Source organism: Ruegeria sp. BF7 (assembly GCF_056538605.1).
Map to the genome: position 1 here is coordinate 78,636 of NZ_JBQFTM010000010.1, position 14,465 is coordinate 93,100.

The 14,465-nt window shown below is 58.7% G+C and carries 14 protein-coding genes; 5 read left to right on the forward strand and 9 right to left on the reverse strand.

The features are described from left to right. Window positions 1-12: 12 nt before the first annotated feature. From ACR0IK_RS17700 to ACR0IK_RS17710, 3 genes are all read right to left on the reverse strand, one after another. Window positions 13-1,224, reverse strand: a complete 1,212-nt coding sequence (locus ACR0IK_RS17700; protein ID WP_480642518.1) for a flagellin N-terminal helical domain-containing protein — start codon at window positions 1,222-1,224, stop codon at window positions 13-15. A 210-nt stretch (window positions 1,225-1,434) separates the two neighbouring features. Beyond that, complete coding sequence (locus ACR0IK_RS17705) at window positions 1,435-1,794, reverse strand: flagellar biosynthesis protein FlgN (protein ID WP_480642520.1); 360 nt, start codon at window positions 1,792-1,794, stop codon at window positions 1,435-1,437. Next, window positions 1,778-2,059 (reverse strand): rod-binding protein, encoded by a 282-nt coding sequence (locus ACR0IK_RS17710; RefSeq protein ID WP_480642521.1) that lies wholly within the window; start codon window positions 2,057-2,059, stop codon window positions 1,778-1,780. The genes ACR0IK_RS17705 and ACR0IK_RS17710 overlap by 17 nt, the downstream gene beginning before the upstream one ends. 111 nt (window positions 2,060-2,170) lie before the next feature. Between ACR0IK_RS17710 and fliK the strand changes: the two genes are divergently transcribed. The 3 genes from fliK to ACR0IK_RS17725 are packed head-to-tail and all read left to right on the forward strand — an operon-like array spanning window position 2,171 to window position 4,988. Then, window positions 2,171-3,400: a flagellar hook-length control protein FliK gene (gene fliK / locus ACR0IK_RS17715; RefSeq protein ID WP_480642522.1), complete on the forward strand. Its 1,230-nt coding sequence runs from the start codon at window positions 2,171-2,173 to the stop codon at window positions 3,398-3,400. A gap of 2 nt (window positions 3,401-3,402) precedes the next feature. After that, the gene (locus ACR0IK_RS17720; protein WP_480642524.1) at window positions 3,403-4,068 is read left to right on the forward strand and encodes a flagellar hook capping FlgD N-terminal domain-containing protein; all 666 of its coding nucleotides are present in this window, start codon (window positions 3,403-3,405) and stop codon (window positions 4,066-4,068) included. A 26-nt stretch (window positions 4,069-4,094) separates the two neighbouring features. Further along, window positions 4,095-4,988 (forward strand): phosphotransferase family protein, encoded by an 894-nt coding sequence (locus ACR0IK_RS17725; protein ID WP_480642525.1) that lies wholly within the window; start codon window positions 4,095-4,097, stop codon window positions 4,986-4,988. 3 nt (window positions 4,989-4,991) lie between these two features. Here ACR0IK_RS17725 and ACR0IK_RS17730 read toward each other — a convergent pair whose 3' ends face one another. The 5 genes from ACR0IK_RS17730 to ACR0IK_RS17750 all read right to left on the reverse strand — a co-directional run bounded on the left by ACR0IK_RS17730 (window position 4,992) and on the right by ACR0IK_RS17750 (window position 10,276). Further along, entirely contained in the window at window positions 4,992-6,293 is a 1,302-nt protein-coding gene (locus tag ACR0IK_RS17730; protein WP_480642526.1) for an NAD(P)/FAD-dependent oxidoreductase, read from the reverse strand. Then, on the reverse strand, window positions 6,290-7,108 hold the full coding sequence (locus ACR0IK_RS17735) for an ABC transporter permease (protein ID WP_480594111.1): 819 nt from the start codon (window positions 7,106-7,108) through the stop codon (window positions 6,290-6,292). The genes ACR0IK_RS17730 and ACR0IK_RS17735 overlap by 4 nt, the downstream gene beginning before the upstream one ends. Further along, a complete protein-coding gene (locus ACR0IK_RS17740; RefSeq protein WP_480594262.1) occupies window positions 7,105-7,995 on the reverse strand; it encodes an ABC transporter permease subunit in 891 nt (296 codons plus the stop codon). The genes ACR0IK_RS17735 and ACR0IK_RS17740 overlap by 4 nt, the downstream gene beginning before the upstream one ends. Beyond that, on the reverse strand, window positions 7,995-9,122 hold the full coding sequence (locus tag ACR0IK_RS17745) for an ABC transporter ATP-binding protein (protein ID WP_480642527.1): 1,128 nt from the start codon (window positions 9,120-9,122) through the stop codon (window positions 7,995-7,997). The genes ACR0IK_RS17740 and ACR0IK_RS17745 overlap by 1 nt, the downstream gene beginning before the upstream one ends. Before the next feature lie 68 nt (window positions 9,123-9,190). Next, a complete protein-coding gene (locus ACR0IK_RS17750; protein ID WP_480642528.1) occupies window positions 9,191-10,276 on the reverse strand; it encodes a polyamine ABC transporter substrate-binding protein in 1,086 nt (361 codons plus the stop codon). 140 nt (window positions 10,277-10,416) lie between these two features. On the opposite strand from ACR0IK_RS17750, the gene ACR0IK_RS17755 reads away from it, so the two are divergent. Both ACR0IK_RS17755 and ACR0IK_RS17760 read left to right on the forward strand, forming a co-directional pair. Further along, window positions 10,417-11,100 carry a GntR family transcriptional regulator gene (locus tag ACR0IK_RS17755; RefSeq protein ID WP_480642530.1) on the forward strand — a complete coding sequence of 228 codons (684 nt, stop codon included), beginning with the start codon at window positions 10,417-10,419 and terminating at the stop codon, window positions 11,098-11,100. A gap of 75 nt (window positions 11,101-11,175) precedes the next feature. Then, the gene (locus tag ACR0IK_RS17760; protein ID WP_480642531.1) at window positions 11,176-12,573 is read left to right on the forward strand and encodes an aspartate aminotransferase family protein; all 1,398 of its coding nucleotides are present in this window, start codon (window positions 11,176-11,178) and stop codon (window positions 12,571-12,573) included. Between the two features lie 495 nt (window positions 12,574-13,068). Here ACR0IK_RS17760 and ACR0IK_RS17765 read toward each other — a convergent pair whose 3' ends face one another. Continuing rightward, a complete protein-coding gene (locus tag ACR0IK_RS17765; protein ID WP_480594130.1) occupies window positions 13,069-14,367 on the reverse strand; it encodes a lytic murein transglycosylase in 1,299 nt (432 codons plus the stop codon). Window positions 14,368-14,465 lie beyond the last annotated feature (98 nt).

The window sequence follows — 14,465 nt, forward strand, 5'->3', positions numbered from 1 at the left end:
GGGTTCCGAAGGTTAACGGAACAGAGACAGGATGGACTGCGGCGCCTGGTTGGCGATCGACAGCGACTGGGTGGCCAACTGCTGCTGAACCTGCAGGGCCTGCAGACGGGCCGAGGTCTCTTCCATGTCGGCATCAACAAGCGAACCGATACCGGATTTGAACGAGTCAGCCAGGTTTGAGATGAACTCTTTCTGGGTCTCGATCCGGCCCTGCGACGAACCGAATGCAGCCGAAGCGTCAATCGAGGTGTCAATCAGGGTTTCAATCGTTGCCATAGCCGCGGTTGCGCCAGCGCCGGTCGAAACGTCAATGCCGGTCAACGCGCCCAGACCGCCCGAGCCTGCGTTCACATACTGAGCCGAGAATGAGACGTCATTGCCAGTTGCGTTGGCGACCGACAGCGTGCCTGGAGTGCCCGAGTCGTAATCAACGGTCAAACCGGTGATGCCCAGTTCGTCGATCTTTGCCTTCAGGCCCACAGCGACAAGGTCACCTGTGGTTGTCGCAGCAGCGTCCGCAGCCGAGACGGTATATGAAACGACCTGATCGTTAATTGCGACAACAACCTTGTCACCCGCAGCAAAAGCGCCGCTGGATTCATCTGTCACCAGCGCAGTTGCCGAGGTTGCCCCGTTGTCGATGGTCGCGCCCACTCGGTCGTTGCCTGTCGAGGCGCCTGTCGAACCGTCAAACACCTGAGCCGCCGTATAACCGCCAGTCGACAGGTTCTGACCAGCCACAGAGATCGACGAAGCGGTCACCGCGCCTGTGTTGTCACGATCGAGCGAGGCCAGAATCGAAGCGGAACTTGAAGACCCGTCCACCAGATTCAGGCCGTTGAACTGAGCCGCACTAACAACCGAGTTGATCTGATCTTTCAGAGCGGTCACGTCGTCATTGATCTTGCCACGATCCACGTTGTCTTCCTGTGCCGCGACGATCTTACCTTTCATCTGGGTCAGCAGATCGGTCACTGTTTCAGCGGCATTCCGGGCCACTGCAACGGTCGATTCACCCAGCGCCAGGCTGTCCTTGATCGCATTGAATCCATTGACGTCGGATTCCATGACCTTGGAGATCGCCCAGACGGCTGAGTTGTCTTTGGCAGTTGCAACGTCCTTGCCGGTCGAGATCGCGTTCTGGGTTTGTGCCAGGTTCTTGTTGACCGATTTCAGAGTTTGCAGCGCAACCATTGCGCCATTGTTGGTCAGAATGCTGGACATAGCTTTCTTCCTTTTCCGTTCGGGCCTTTTACGCCCATGCTTACCCCGCATCATCCGCGGGCTTTGACGTCTTTCTGATCAGTGCGATCCGCCGCCGGGCTGTTCGCGCCACCTGCTGATTTCAGGTGCCCGACCACCTTTGCCCCTGATCCCCTAACGGAGTGCTAAAGCGCCCAAGCCAGAAAATTCGGATTTGAATCAAACCCGTCGCTATGCCCGTTTTTCCAGCTTCGCATGGTGACGCACGGTGTATCCGTTGCGCTGGCCGTCAGCGCCATAGGTGCTGAACTCCTGCCGCACGCGACGCAATTCAGCCATGCGGCTGGCGACGGCGCGAATCCCCTCTGCCGCGCTGTTCAGCAGAGCCTGATTGCGTTCCACTTTTCCTTGCAGGCGAATCAACTCGGCACTGTCAAAAACCCGAAGCTCATTGATCGCCCCGATAAGCTTTTCCTTTTCCGGCGCCATGTGACTCAGCCAGTCCAGATCACCATCCACAAGCGCAGTACGCTCAAGGTCTAGTACTTCTTCCAAGGACTTGATCAGATCGGCGTCAGCTTTGGTCGGCATTGGTTTTCTCCATCATTGACTGGATCAGTATTTCGGACAGGCCGACGCCACCGGATTCGGCCAGGGCGCGCGCCTGATGCTGCACAAGGAAAGAGGAAAACTGGTCTTCCCCTGCGCCACCGCCGAAGGATTGGCGCGCTTTGCCCATTCCGGTCGCCTTGAGCATTTCTGCGAGAAACGCCGCCTCCAACTCGACGGCGGCGGCCTGAACTTTCTGGGATGTTGTCGGCGGTTGCGGGGCGGGTGGGGTCGCAGAAACCTTCATTGCTTTCTCCGAAATTTGCATCGAACTTTCTCGATCAAAGGCGAAAGCGGTTAAAATAAACGTAACTTCCTGCGGGCAGATTTTCGGTTACACAAAAGGAGCCGGAGCAAAATGCCCAACCCTCTTTCAGCGGCGATGTCCTCACCAACCGCCGCCACGAAACCAGATGCCACCCCGCATGAGGCACGCGAATCCAAAGGCGGCATGTCCTTTCAAACGGTGATGGATCAGGACATCGGCCCGCAGTCCGGTGACGCTGAATCGGCTGACATTCTGGTTCAGGATCCGGATGCGGCGGCAGAGCTGGAGATCGTCTCGGAAGAGAATCAGGCCACAGGCATTGTTGTTGGTGCGGATGACCAGCCCCCTGTCGAAACACAACCTGTCGCAACGGAGGTCGTTCCAATTCCGGTTTTGGAATCGCCTCCAAAAGAGCCCACTTTCACACCTCCGGTCGCCACGGCTGATGCTGAATCGACCGGGGACAAGCAACCGGGTTTCCCGGGGGTAGAAACCCTGCGAACATCCGAAAACCCAGTGCAGCGTTCGGCACCGTCGGCCTTTCAGGCTTTGGTCTCAGGAGCCGACCAACCGAGGCGGCCACATGAAAACGTCCTTAAACCGCAGAGCCTGCCGACGGGTCCGATCATTGCGGACTCTCACTCAAGAGAGACGCCGTTTCCGTCGGCAATTGCAGACCCGGTTCGGAACATACTGCAGGCGCCGCTCACTCCCGGACCGATGCCGAAACATCCAAATACACCCGATCGCGCGCGGTCTTTAGTGCAAACGCAGCTTCTGGCATCCGACACAGCCAGCATTCAGGCCACAACGCAGCCGGTTCCCGAGATCGAGGACATACAGGCCGCCAGAGAGGCCCCGACTTTATCAGTCACACGCGATTCGGGGCCAGCGGTTCAGGCGATGACAGCCACCGCCCGCGCGGAAACAGCGCGCGCCATCGCATCTCAGATGGCAACCGCCATCAACGTAAGGCCGCATTCCGGCGCAATCGAGGTTGCGCTGAACCCCGAGGAACTGGGGCGCGTTTCGATCGTTTTGAATGGCCGCGACGAAGGCCTGCACCTGACGATCACTGCGGAACGCCCCGAGACGCTGGACATGATGCGGCGCCACCTCTCGGTTCTTGAGGGCGAATTCCGGAATTTCGGTATGGGCAACCTGTCCTTTGATCTGGGTACATCTGCCGATGCGCAGCACGATGATTCTGACGGTGGTGCGGGCACCGAGCTCTCGGCCCCTCAACCTGAGCACGTCGCCGAAGTCGGCCCGGCACGCCCACACATCGCCCCCGACGGGCGGATCGATATGAGGCTTTAACCATGATCACCCCAACGCAATCGACGACACAGACCAAAACGCCCGCGCAGACGGCATCCAATTCACAAGCTGCATCCGTGGCATCCGACTTTGATACGTTCCTGTTGCTGATGACCACCCAGGCGCAGAATCAGGACCCGCTGGAGCCGATGGATTCCAGCGAATATGCGTCGCAGCTTGCACAGTTTTCGATGGTCGAGCAGCAGGTGCAAACCAACGAGGCGCTCTCAGAGTTGGTGCTGTCGCTAGGCGGCATCAAGCTGGAGGAGTTGGCCAATTGGGTCGGTATGAATGTCCGGACCACTGCGGCGTTTCACTTCGACGGTGAACCTGTGGCCCTGTCCGCGCAATCTGCAGAGGCGGCTGATGGCGCGGTCATGGTCATCCGTGACAGCAACGGCACCGAGATTGAGCGGATTTCCGTACCAGTAACACAAACCGACTATACCTGGGCTGGCACAAAGAGTGACGGCAACCCCTTGCCGGCGGGCAGCTATACGGCAACACTGGAAAGCTATGACGGGGATGAATTGCTGTCGACCCAACCCATCGCAGCCTACAATCAGGTGGTTGAGGCACAGGTCGGGGACGATACTGTCTTGCTGACGCTGGAAAGCGGTCAGGTGGTACCGGTGGGAATGGTGACAGCAGTCCGAACCGGAACTTGATCTGCAGGGCGCGACAGGCCACACCTGTGCAACTACGACTCGCTTTTGTACCGGTGACCCCTCTGTCTGACCCAATTACCCCTCCGTTGGATCTTGTTGATGACCTGCGCGTTCAGGGCCTGGTTGCAGCGGATGCGCAGTTTCAGACATTGTATGGCGGGCGCACCAACCAGGTCTGGAAGGTGCTGGAAGAAAACGGCGGTAAGGTGCTGAAACTGTATCGCGCCGGGCCGCGCAACCCGCTGTTCCGCAACGATGCCGAGCTGGAGGCGCTGTGCTTGACCGCCTTGGAGCCCACCGGTTTTGTTCCGCGCCTGCGCTCGGCCGGTCAACATAATCATGGCCGATGGGTGTTCTACGATCACGCGCCGGGCTCACCCTGGCGCGAGGGGTCGGCTGAGGTAGGGGAGTTGTTGCGCAAGCTCCATACGCTCGACCTGCACGTTCAGGCGCCGAAAGGCTGTAATGGCAGCGCGGATTTGGCGCGGCACGGGCAGAGAATTCTTGGTGGGTGCATTTCGAAGACGCGGGTTCTTTTGGAAGAGTTAAAGCCCAAGGAGCAGGTACCGCCTACCGCACGCACGTGCCTGATTCACGGTGACCCCGTGGCCGGGAATATTCTAACCGCACCTTCCGGTCTGACACTTATCGACTGGCAATGCCCAGCGCAGGGTGACCCGTGTGAGGACCTGGCTTTGTTCTTGTCCCCGGCGATGCAGTATCTGTACCGGGGCGCGGCTCTGACTCAGGCGGAAGAGCGTCGGTTCCTGTCTGCCTATGGCCATACGGATACAGTGGATCGGTATCAACGGCTTCGCCGCTGGTTCGCGTGGCGCATGGCCGCCTATTGCCTGTGGCGCATCGAAAACGGTGCGGGCGATTACGAGAAAGGGTTAGAGCTGGAGCTGGCAACGCTCTAACCGTCACCAATCTGCAAGCGCCATCACCGCATAGGCTGGTGGCAGCAACGCACGACGCCAGCGCCCCAGCGGAAACCGTTGCGGCGCACGTGCAATAGGCTCCGGGAGTTCGGCACCCTGCTCCAATACCATCTGGGCCAGCGCACGCCCGCAATAGGTGCCCATCGCCACCCCGTTTCCATGATAGGCAAACCCGGCGAACAGCCCCGGCTGGCCGTCCACAGGCCCGACATAAGGCGTTAGACCCCGCGAGAGGCAGACCATGCCTGACCACATATGGGTTACGTCAACACCCGACCAACCCGGAAACATCTTCCTGAAATTCCTTATGACCTTGCGCCTGATGGCAGCTTCTGCCCGCGGTGATGACAGCAATCCTCCGCGCATTCCGAACAGAAACCTTCGGTCGGGCATCAGGCGGAAATAGTGCAGCAGTTGGCGTGTGTCATAGGCCATCTGGTCCGATGTCCAGCCCTGCGCCTGCAATTCGGCCTCGGACAAGGGACGGGTCACCAGTACAGTGGACTGCGCGGGCATGTACCGGCCTGCCATCCAAGATGGGATGTCCTCGCTGGAGTAACCGTTGGTGCAGATCAGCACGTTCCGTGCCCTGATCCGGCCTGAATCGGTCTGAACCTCGAAGCCGGATTTCGTTTTACGGACGGTTTGCGCGGCGCTTTGTTGGAACAGATCAGCGCCGCGCAATCGTGCCGCCTGCGCCAATCCGAAGAGGTACTTTCTGGGGTTCAGCGCAAATCCGACACGGTTGGTGTAGCCGCCGTGGAACTTGCCGCCAAAGCCAAGCCCCGGCAGATCACCCGGTTCATGTAGCGTGCCGGACGCCTCAGCCTGCCGTCGCAGCTTGTCCATCGCGCGTGGGGTATGGGCCAGTTGGGTCTCACCCCGTGAATGCACATCGGCGTCGATGCAATGCGTCCCAAGCAGGTCGGTGACCAGGTGAACAGCGTCTGCTTCGGCCTGGGCATAGTTGCTTGTGGCAGTCTCTCCAAACTGGCGGATCATCGCGTGATGGCTCAGCTTTGATCCGCCCAGACAACAGAACCCACCATTGCGCCCGGATGCGCCCCAGCCCGGTGTTTTGGCCTCAAGTACGGCAACCGACACTCCGGCCTCGGCCAGATGCAGCGCCGCCGAGAGGCCAGTGAAGCCGCCGCCGACAATAGCAACATCCGCATTCAGGTCGCCCTGCAGGACCGGCCATTCGGGGCGGGCAATCGTTTCATCCCACCAGCAGTTGGTCCGGGGGCCGGGACCGTAGGTATAGTCGGGAAACAGCCGTTTCATTCAGTGCGCGCTGCGGCCATTTCATCCTGCTTTTGCCGCACCATCGCCCGTTTCGTGATCAACGACGCGGTGATGACCCCCACCGTCACAATCCCGATCATGATCGTGGACAGCGCATTGATCTCGGGGCTTACGCCCAGACGCACGGCCGAGAAGATCTTGATCGGCAAGGTCGTCGCAGACGGCCCCGATGTGAAGGAGGCAATCACCAGATCGTCCAGCGACAGGGTAAAGGCCAGCAACCAGCCCGAGATCACCGCAGGGGCGATGATCGGCAAGGTCACCAGACGGAACGCCTGCGCAGGCGAGCAGCCCAGATCCAACGCGGCCTCTTCCAGCGATTGATCGAATGTCACTAGACGCGAGGAGACGACCACGGAAACGAAACACATCGAAAAGGTCGTATGCGCCAGAACGATGGTCAGGATGCCCCGGTCCAACCCGATGCCGATGAACAGCAGCAGCAGCGACAGGCCGGTGATCACCTCGGGCATCACCAGCGGCGCGTAGATCATGCCGGAAAACAGCGTGCGGCCAAAGAACCGACCGCCGCGCACCAGCACATAAGCCGCCGCGGTACCCAGAATGGTGGCCAGCGTCGATGAGAACACCGCAACACGTACGGTTACCCAAGCGGCGTCCAGAAACGCTTCGTTCTGCACGACCGATGCATACCATTTGGTCGAAAACCCAGCCCAGACCGTCACCAGTTTGCTTTCGTTGAAGCTGAAGATGATCAGGATGATCATCGGGATATAAAGGAATGCAAACCCCAGGGTCAGCGAAACCGTGTTGAACCAACTCATCCTGTTCATCGGTCTACCTCCGCCTGTTTCTGCTGGTTGCGCTGAAACAGCACGATCGGGATCACAAGGATCAGCAGCAACACCACCGCCACGGCGCTGGCGACTGGCCAGTCACGATTCGAGAAGAATTCCTCCCACAGCACTTTACCGATCATCAATGTGCCCGAGCCGCCCAGCAGCGACGGGATCACGAACTCGCCTATCACCGGGATCATCACCAGAAAACACCCGGCGATGATACCGGGGCGCGACAGTGGGATGGTCACCAGCCAGAAGGCTTGCAGGCGGGAACAACCCAGATCCTCGGCGGCCTCGATCAGGGATTCATCCATCCGTTCCAGAGACGAATAGATCGGCAGGATCATAAAGGGCAGATAAGTGTAGACGATGCCGATATAGACAGCCGTATTGGTGTTCAGAATGGTCAGCGGAGTTGAGATGATACCCGTCCACAGCAGCAACTGGTTCAGGTAGCCTTCGTTCGACAGGATACCCATCCACGCATAAACCCGGATCAGGAACGAGGTCCAGAAAGGCAGGATTACCAGCATCATCAGCGAAGGGCGCCATTCTGCGGGCGCGCGGGCCATGCCATAGGCGATGGGATAGCCTACCAGCAACGTCAGAAAGGTCGAGATTACCGCGATCTTGACGCTGGAGAGATAGGCTTTCCAGTACAGATCATCCTCGGTCAGCCAGACGAAATTCTCAAAGTCCAACTGGCTGAAGAAATCCTTGATCCCGGCCCAACCCTGCGACAGGTCCAGCGTCGGCGTGTAAGGCGGGATCGCCAGTTCGGTATCCGACAGCGAGATTTTCAGGACAATGAAAAACGGCACCAGAAACAGCGCCAGCAGCCAGACATACGGAACGGCAATCAGAAACGCGCGGCGCATCAGCTTGCCAGCAAAACCGCGGCGGTTGCTGTCCAGGACAGCCAAACCGGGTCTTCCCATGTAAACGACCGGCGCGAGATACGGCGAGTGTTGGCCGTCTGCGCCTTGATAATCGTGCCGTTCGGCAGTTCAACGTGATAGGTGGAGAGATTGCCCAGATAGGCGATGTCGTGCACCTTGCCCTGCACCGCATTGATCGCATCCGCCGGGCGGTCTGCCGAGATCGTCACCTTTTCAGGCCGGATCGCAAGGTGACAGGTCTGTCCCTGCGAAAACCCGTTGGCCGAGGTCGCCGTCAAGGGCGACTGCCCCTCGGCCCAGTCGATCTGATAGGTATCTTCGCCATTGGCCGAGGCCCGGCCTTCGATGATGTTCACATCGCCGATAAAATCCGCGACATAGACCGAGTTCGGGTTCTCATAGATGCGATCCGGCGTTGCCACCTGCATCAGCCTGCCCTGATCCATCACCGCAACGCGGCTGGCGACCGTCATCGCCTCTTCCTGATCGTGGGTCACGATCACAAAGGTGGTGCCGGTCTTTTCCTGAATATCCATCAGTTCGAACTGAGTGTCCTGCCGCAATTTCTTGTCCAGCGCGCCCAGCGGTTCGTCCAGCAGCAGCAGCTTGGGCGCCTTGGCCAGAGACCGCGCCAGCGCCACCCGCTGACGTTGCCCGCCCGAGATCTGGTGCGGCTTGCGGCGTGCGAATTGCTCCAACCGGGTCAGGCGCAGCATCTCTTCGACTCGATCCTCAAGGTCATGCTTGGGCATGTTGTCCCGGCGCAGGCCAAAAGCGATGTTGTCCCAAATGCTGAGATGCGGAAACAACGCATAAGACTGGAACATCATGTTCACCGCCCGTTTATTCGGCGGGATCGGGTCGATGTCCTGACCACCCAGCAAGATATGCCCTTCGGTGGGTTTCTCGAACCCGGCCAGCATCCGCATCATGGTGGTCTTGCCGCAGCCCGAAGGCCCCAGCAGCGCAAAGAACTCGCGCTCGAAAATGTCCAGAGACAGGTTGTCGATGGCCGTGAAGTCTCCAAACCGTTTGGTGACATTCCGGAACTGGATCAAAGGTTTCGCCTGTGGATCATTCCACGGCTCAAAGACGTCAGAGTTCAAAACGGCCCCCGTGCATCAATCTGGGAAAAGACGCAGGGCGGACCAGCCCGCCCTGCGCAGATAACCGGTTAGGTGCCCGATTTGATCTTGGTCCACAGACGGGTCACAACCCGTTGTGTTTTCGATGGGTATGGCGTCGTGATGTAGAGATTCTGCATGGTAGCATCATCAGGATAGATCGCCGGATCACCGATCACGTCTTCTGCAAGAAACTCCTGAGACGCCTTGTTGCCGTTGGCATAGTAAACGTAGTTCGATGCAGCGGCCATGTTATTGGCATCCAGAATAAAATCCAGGAACTTGTGTGCACCTTCCGGGTTCGGAGCATCCGCCGGAATTGCCATCTGGTCGAACCACATCAGCGAGCCTTCGGCGAATGGGTGGTATTCAATGTTAACACCGTTGTCCGCCTCTGCTGCGCGATCGCGTGCCTGAAGAATGTCGCCCGACCAGCCAACGGCTACGCATATATCTCCATTGGCCAATGCGTTGATGTATTCCGAACTGTGGAACTTTTGGATGTGAGGGCGGACGCTAGTCAGAACCTCTTCGACTTTCTTGATGACGTCAGGATCGTGGCTATCGGGATCTTCGCCTATGTACTGCAAAGTCATTGGTATCATCTCGGCCGGCGCGTCCAGGAAGTGCACACCACATGAGGCCAGCTTTTCCATGTTCTCAGGCTTCAGCACCAGATCCATGCTATTGAGGGCAACGTCATCACCCAGCGCTTCTTTGACTTTGTCGACATTCACGCCGATCCCAGTGGTGCCCCACATGTAGTTTATCGAATACGCATTGTTGGGATCATAACCCGCAGTGCGTTCTTGAATTACGTCCCACAGGTTGCCCGTGTTGGCCAGTTTGGACGAGTCCAACTCCTGGAACGCGCCAGCCTGAATCTGACGCTGAAGGAAGGTGCCCGACGGCACCACAACGTCGTATCCTGACCCGCCTGCCAGCATCTTGGTCTCCAAAACCTCGTTACTGTCAAACACGTCATAGATCAGTGTCAGCCCGGTTTCTTCCTCGAACTTGGACAGCAGTTCCTCGTCGATATAATCGGACCAGTTGTAAACGCGCACTTCTTCGGCAAAGGCCGCCGAAGTCCCCAATGCGATGACCGCAGTCATCGTCAGCGTTTTGATTGACATTTTTTTCTCCCTGAAAGTGTACGGGTATTTTCCCGTTTTTTTGGATTTGATCAAGTTTTGCGTTTTCCCCCGATCCCGCGTATGGTTTCAAAAGGTCAGGCATCTGGCAAGTCAGCATCATTGGAAACAGGGCAAACTAATTGGATTTGATCAAAAATAAAGCGTCGAGCTCCAAGACAGAGGCCGAAAAACGGCCCGCGCATGAGCAGGTGTATCAAACCCTCAAGGCTCAGATCATGTTCGGTGAATTGGTACCCGGACAGCCCGTCACGATTCAGGGGCTGACTGATTCTCTGGAGGTTGGCATGACCCCCGTTCGCGAGGCGATCCGCCGCCTGATTTCCGACGGTGCACTGGTGTTTCAGGGCAACCGACGGGTCAGTGTCCCGCTGTTGTCCGCGGGTGATGTCGAGCAGATGATTTTCGCTAGACTGTCAATAGAATCAGAGCTTTCCAAACGCGCGACCGTGAATATGAGCAGCGCCGATATCGACCATCTGGAGCATATCGACCGGCGGCTGGACCGCATGATCGCGGATGGAGATGTCAGCGGCTATTTGCATCTGAACCACACTTTCCACGAGACGCTTTATTCCTTTGCGGATGCTCCGATTCTACGTGACTTGGCCGAACGGCTCTGGCTCAGATTCGGGCCGTCTCTGCGCGTGGTTTGCGGACGGTTTGGCACTCAAAGCTTACCGGACCGGCATAAGGACATCATCGCCGCCCTGCGCGCCAAAGATGTCGACGGGGCGGCAAAAGCCACCGCTCAGGACATCGAACAGGGGATGGAGCTGATGGCGGACTCCCTGACCGACGGCTAGACACAGTCGATTCGATTGACAGGAAAAAATTTGATCATATTGTGAATGGCAACCGCTTTTGCAGGAGATTTCCGGATGTCCACCATCACCAATCACATGCCCACCGCTGAGTTGCAGGCGCTGGACGCCGCCCACCACATACACCCGTTTTCGGCCAATGGGTCGCTTGGCCGAGAAGGCGCGCGCGTCATCACCCGCGCCAATGGCGTCTATCTGACCGACAGCGAGGGCGAAGAGATTCTGGACGCCATGGCTGGCCTTTGGTGCGTCAATATCGGCTATGGTCGGGATGAGCTGGCCGAGGTCGCCGCCCGCCAAATGCGTGAACTGCCGTACTATAACACCTTCTTCAAAACGACCCACGTGCCAGCCATTGCGCTGGCCAGGAAACTGGCCGAACTGGCACCGGGCGATTTGAACCATGTGTTCTTTGCTGCGGGCGGATCAGAGGCCAACGATACCAACATCCGTTTGGTGCGCACCTATTGGGCCGAGAAAGGCCAACCCAACAAGAACATCATCATCAGCCGCAAGAATGCCTATCACGGCTCGTCCGTGGGCTCGGCCTCGTTGGGCGGTATGGCCGGGATGCACGCGCAAGGCGGCATTCCGATCCCGAACATCCATCACATCAACCAGCCGAACTGGTGGGCGGAAGGCGGTGACATGACGCCCGAGGATTTCGGTCTGGCCCGCGCGCGTGAGCTGGAAGAGGCCATTCTGGAACTGGGAGAGGACCGCGTCGCTGCCTTCATCGCCGAACCCGTTCAGGGCGCGGGCGGTGTGATCGTGGCACCCGACACCTACTGGCCCGAGGTTCAGCGCATCTGCGACAAATACGATATTCTGCTGATCGCCGATGAGGTGATCTGCGGCTTTGGCCGCACCGGCAACTGGTTCGGTTCGCAAACCGTTGGCATCAAACCGCATATCATGACCATCGCCAAAGGGCTCAGCTCGGGCTATGCGCCCATCGGTGGGTCCATCGTCAACGACGAGATTGCCGAAGTTATCGGCGGCACCGAGTTCAACCACGGCTACACCTATTCCGGCCACCCCGTCGCCGCCGCCGTGGCGCTGGAAAACCTGCGTATCCTCGAAGAAGAAAAAATCGTCGATCACGTCCGCGACGTGGCCGCGCCCTATCTGAAAGAGAAGTGGGAGGCGCTGGTCGATCACCCGCTGGTGGGTGAGGCCAAGATTGTCGGCATGATGGCCTCGATCGCACTGACGCCGGACAAGGTCAGCCGTGCCAAGTTCGCGTCCGAGCCCGGCACCATCGGCTATATCTGCCGCGACCGTTGCTTTGCCAACAACCTGATCATGCGCCATGTGGGCGACCGGATGATCATCTCACCGCCGCTGGTTCTGACGCATGCGGATATCGACGAGATGTTCGTGCGTATCCGCAAGTCGCTGGACGAGGCTCAGGCCGAGATCATCGCCCAAGGGCTGATGAAGGCGGCGGCATAAGAAAGCGCCTGGAAAACGTAAGGACCGCTTGATGACACCGGCTTTTTTGCCGGTGTCCTTCGGGTTCACTTTTTCGGCAGGTACCGGTTTACCGCGTTTCGTAGCTCCGGCTCCAACTGTCTTCGTACTCTCCCAAAACTCTGGACAAATCCAGCAAGGACGCAAAAAGCCTTGCGTAAACGTCCCTCGACATAAGAGGTTCCTTTTCGTCGAGAAGCTGTACCAGTTGGACCACGTTGGTCGCGAAGACATCGTAGACTTCTTTGTCTGCGGATGTTGGGTCTAGGGTCCAGATGCTGCGATCATCGTAATATTGTGCTGGCTTCGGTTCGTCATCAATCATGGAGCGGCCTCATCAATTTGAAGCACACTTGGGACCGGTAAGAACCGACACAATATCCGTGGCAGGAAGTAACAAGAGATTGGCCAACTCGACCAACCCTCTGCAACTAATACGCCGGAACGTTGTCAAAGGTCAGGGTCTTTGCTGCGTCCTTACCGCAACCGCTCCAACAGTCTGAGACTCGCATATCCATCCGGCAACAACCCCTGTGCCAGTTGATAAGCCCGCACCGCGTCGGTCGTATTTGGCCCGGTACGCCCGTCGATGCCCTGCGTATCGAACCCGGCCTCGGTCAGGCGGGATTGCAGTTCCTTTTTCTCGGAAAAGCTCAGCGCCCGGTCGCTGCGGGGCCAGTCGGCCTGAAACGGGTTGCGTCCGGCCAGACGGTCGGACAGATGGCCGATGCCGATCACATAAGCGTCGGCGCCGTTGTAGGTCTCGATCACCCCGAAATTGTCGAAGATCATCAGCGCCACACCCTGCCCTCCAGCGGGCAAAAGGATGGCGGCTTGCCCGTGATCCGGGACCGGGTTGCCGTCGCGCCCGACCACCCCACGCGCGGCCCAGTCAGATGGCATCTGGGTGTAGTCCCGTTTGGCGATGGCATAGTCGAACCCTTCGGGCAGGTGCACCTCAACCCCCCAGGGTTGCCCCTTGGTCCAGCCGTGCCGCGCCAGATAGGCGGCGGCCGAGGCCAGCGCGTCGGTGGGGTCATCCGACCAGATATCCCGCCGCCCGTCGCCGTCAAAATCCACCGCGTGATCCAGGTATGAGGTCGGCATGAACTGCGTGTGCCCCATCGCACCCGCCCAACTGCCAACCATATCACCGGGGCTGACATCCCCGGCCTGAATGATCTGCAACGCAGCAATCAGCTGGGTTTCAAAGAACTGCGACCGCCGCGCGTCAAAGGCCAGCGTCGCCAGTGATCGGATGGTATGGTCACTGCCCCGGAACGTGCCGAACGCGGTCTCAAGGCCCCAGATCGCGGTGACCACCTCTTTCTCGACGCCATATTGCGCCTCGATCCGGGTCAGGATTGCGTGGTGACGCTCAAGCCCTGCCCGGCCGTTGGAGACGCGCGTATCCGAGACGGCAGAATCCAGATACTCCCAGATCGGTTTCGAGAATTCAGCCTGATCGCGGTCGCGTTCGATGATCTTCTTGTCATAGGTCAGCCCGGCCAGCGCCCGATCCAGCGTTGCGGCGGAGATGTCCTGTTCAAGCGCCCGTTCCCGAAACGCCCCCAGCCACGCCTGAAACCGCGCGTTTCCTTCGGTTGACACCCGATACTCCATCGCTGAGGGCCGCAGAACCGGTCGTAACGATACTGTCAGATCGGCCGAGGCCAGCTGAAAGGTCTGAGACCCATCCGCCGAATTGAGGGATTCCGCCTGCACAATGGATGCCCATAATGCAGCGGCAATGACGCCACTTGTGCATTTACGCATTCCGAAATTCCTGATTACTGCTCGGGGCCAGAATAGCGCAAAACGCGGGATTCACAAAGTACTCAGGCCGAAACTTCTGACGTGTCGGATCAAACGGG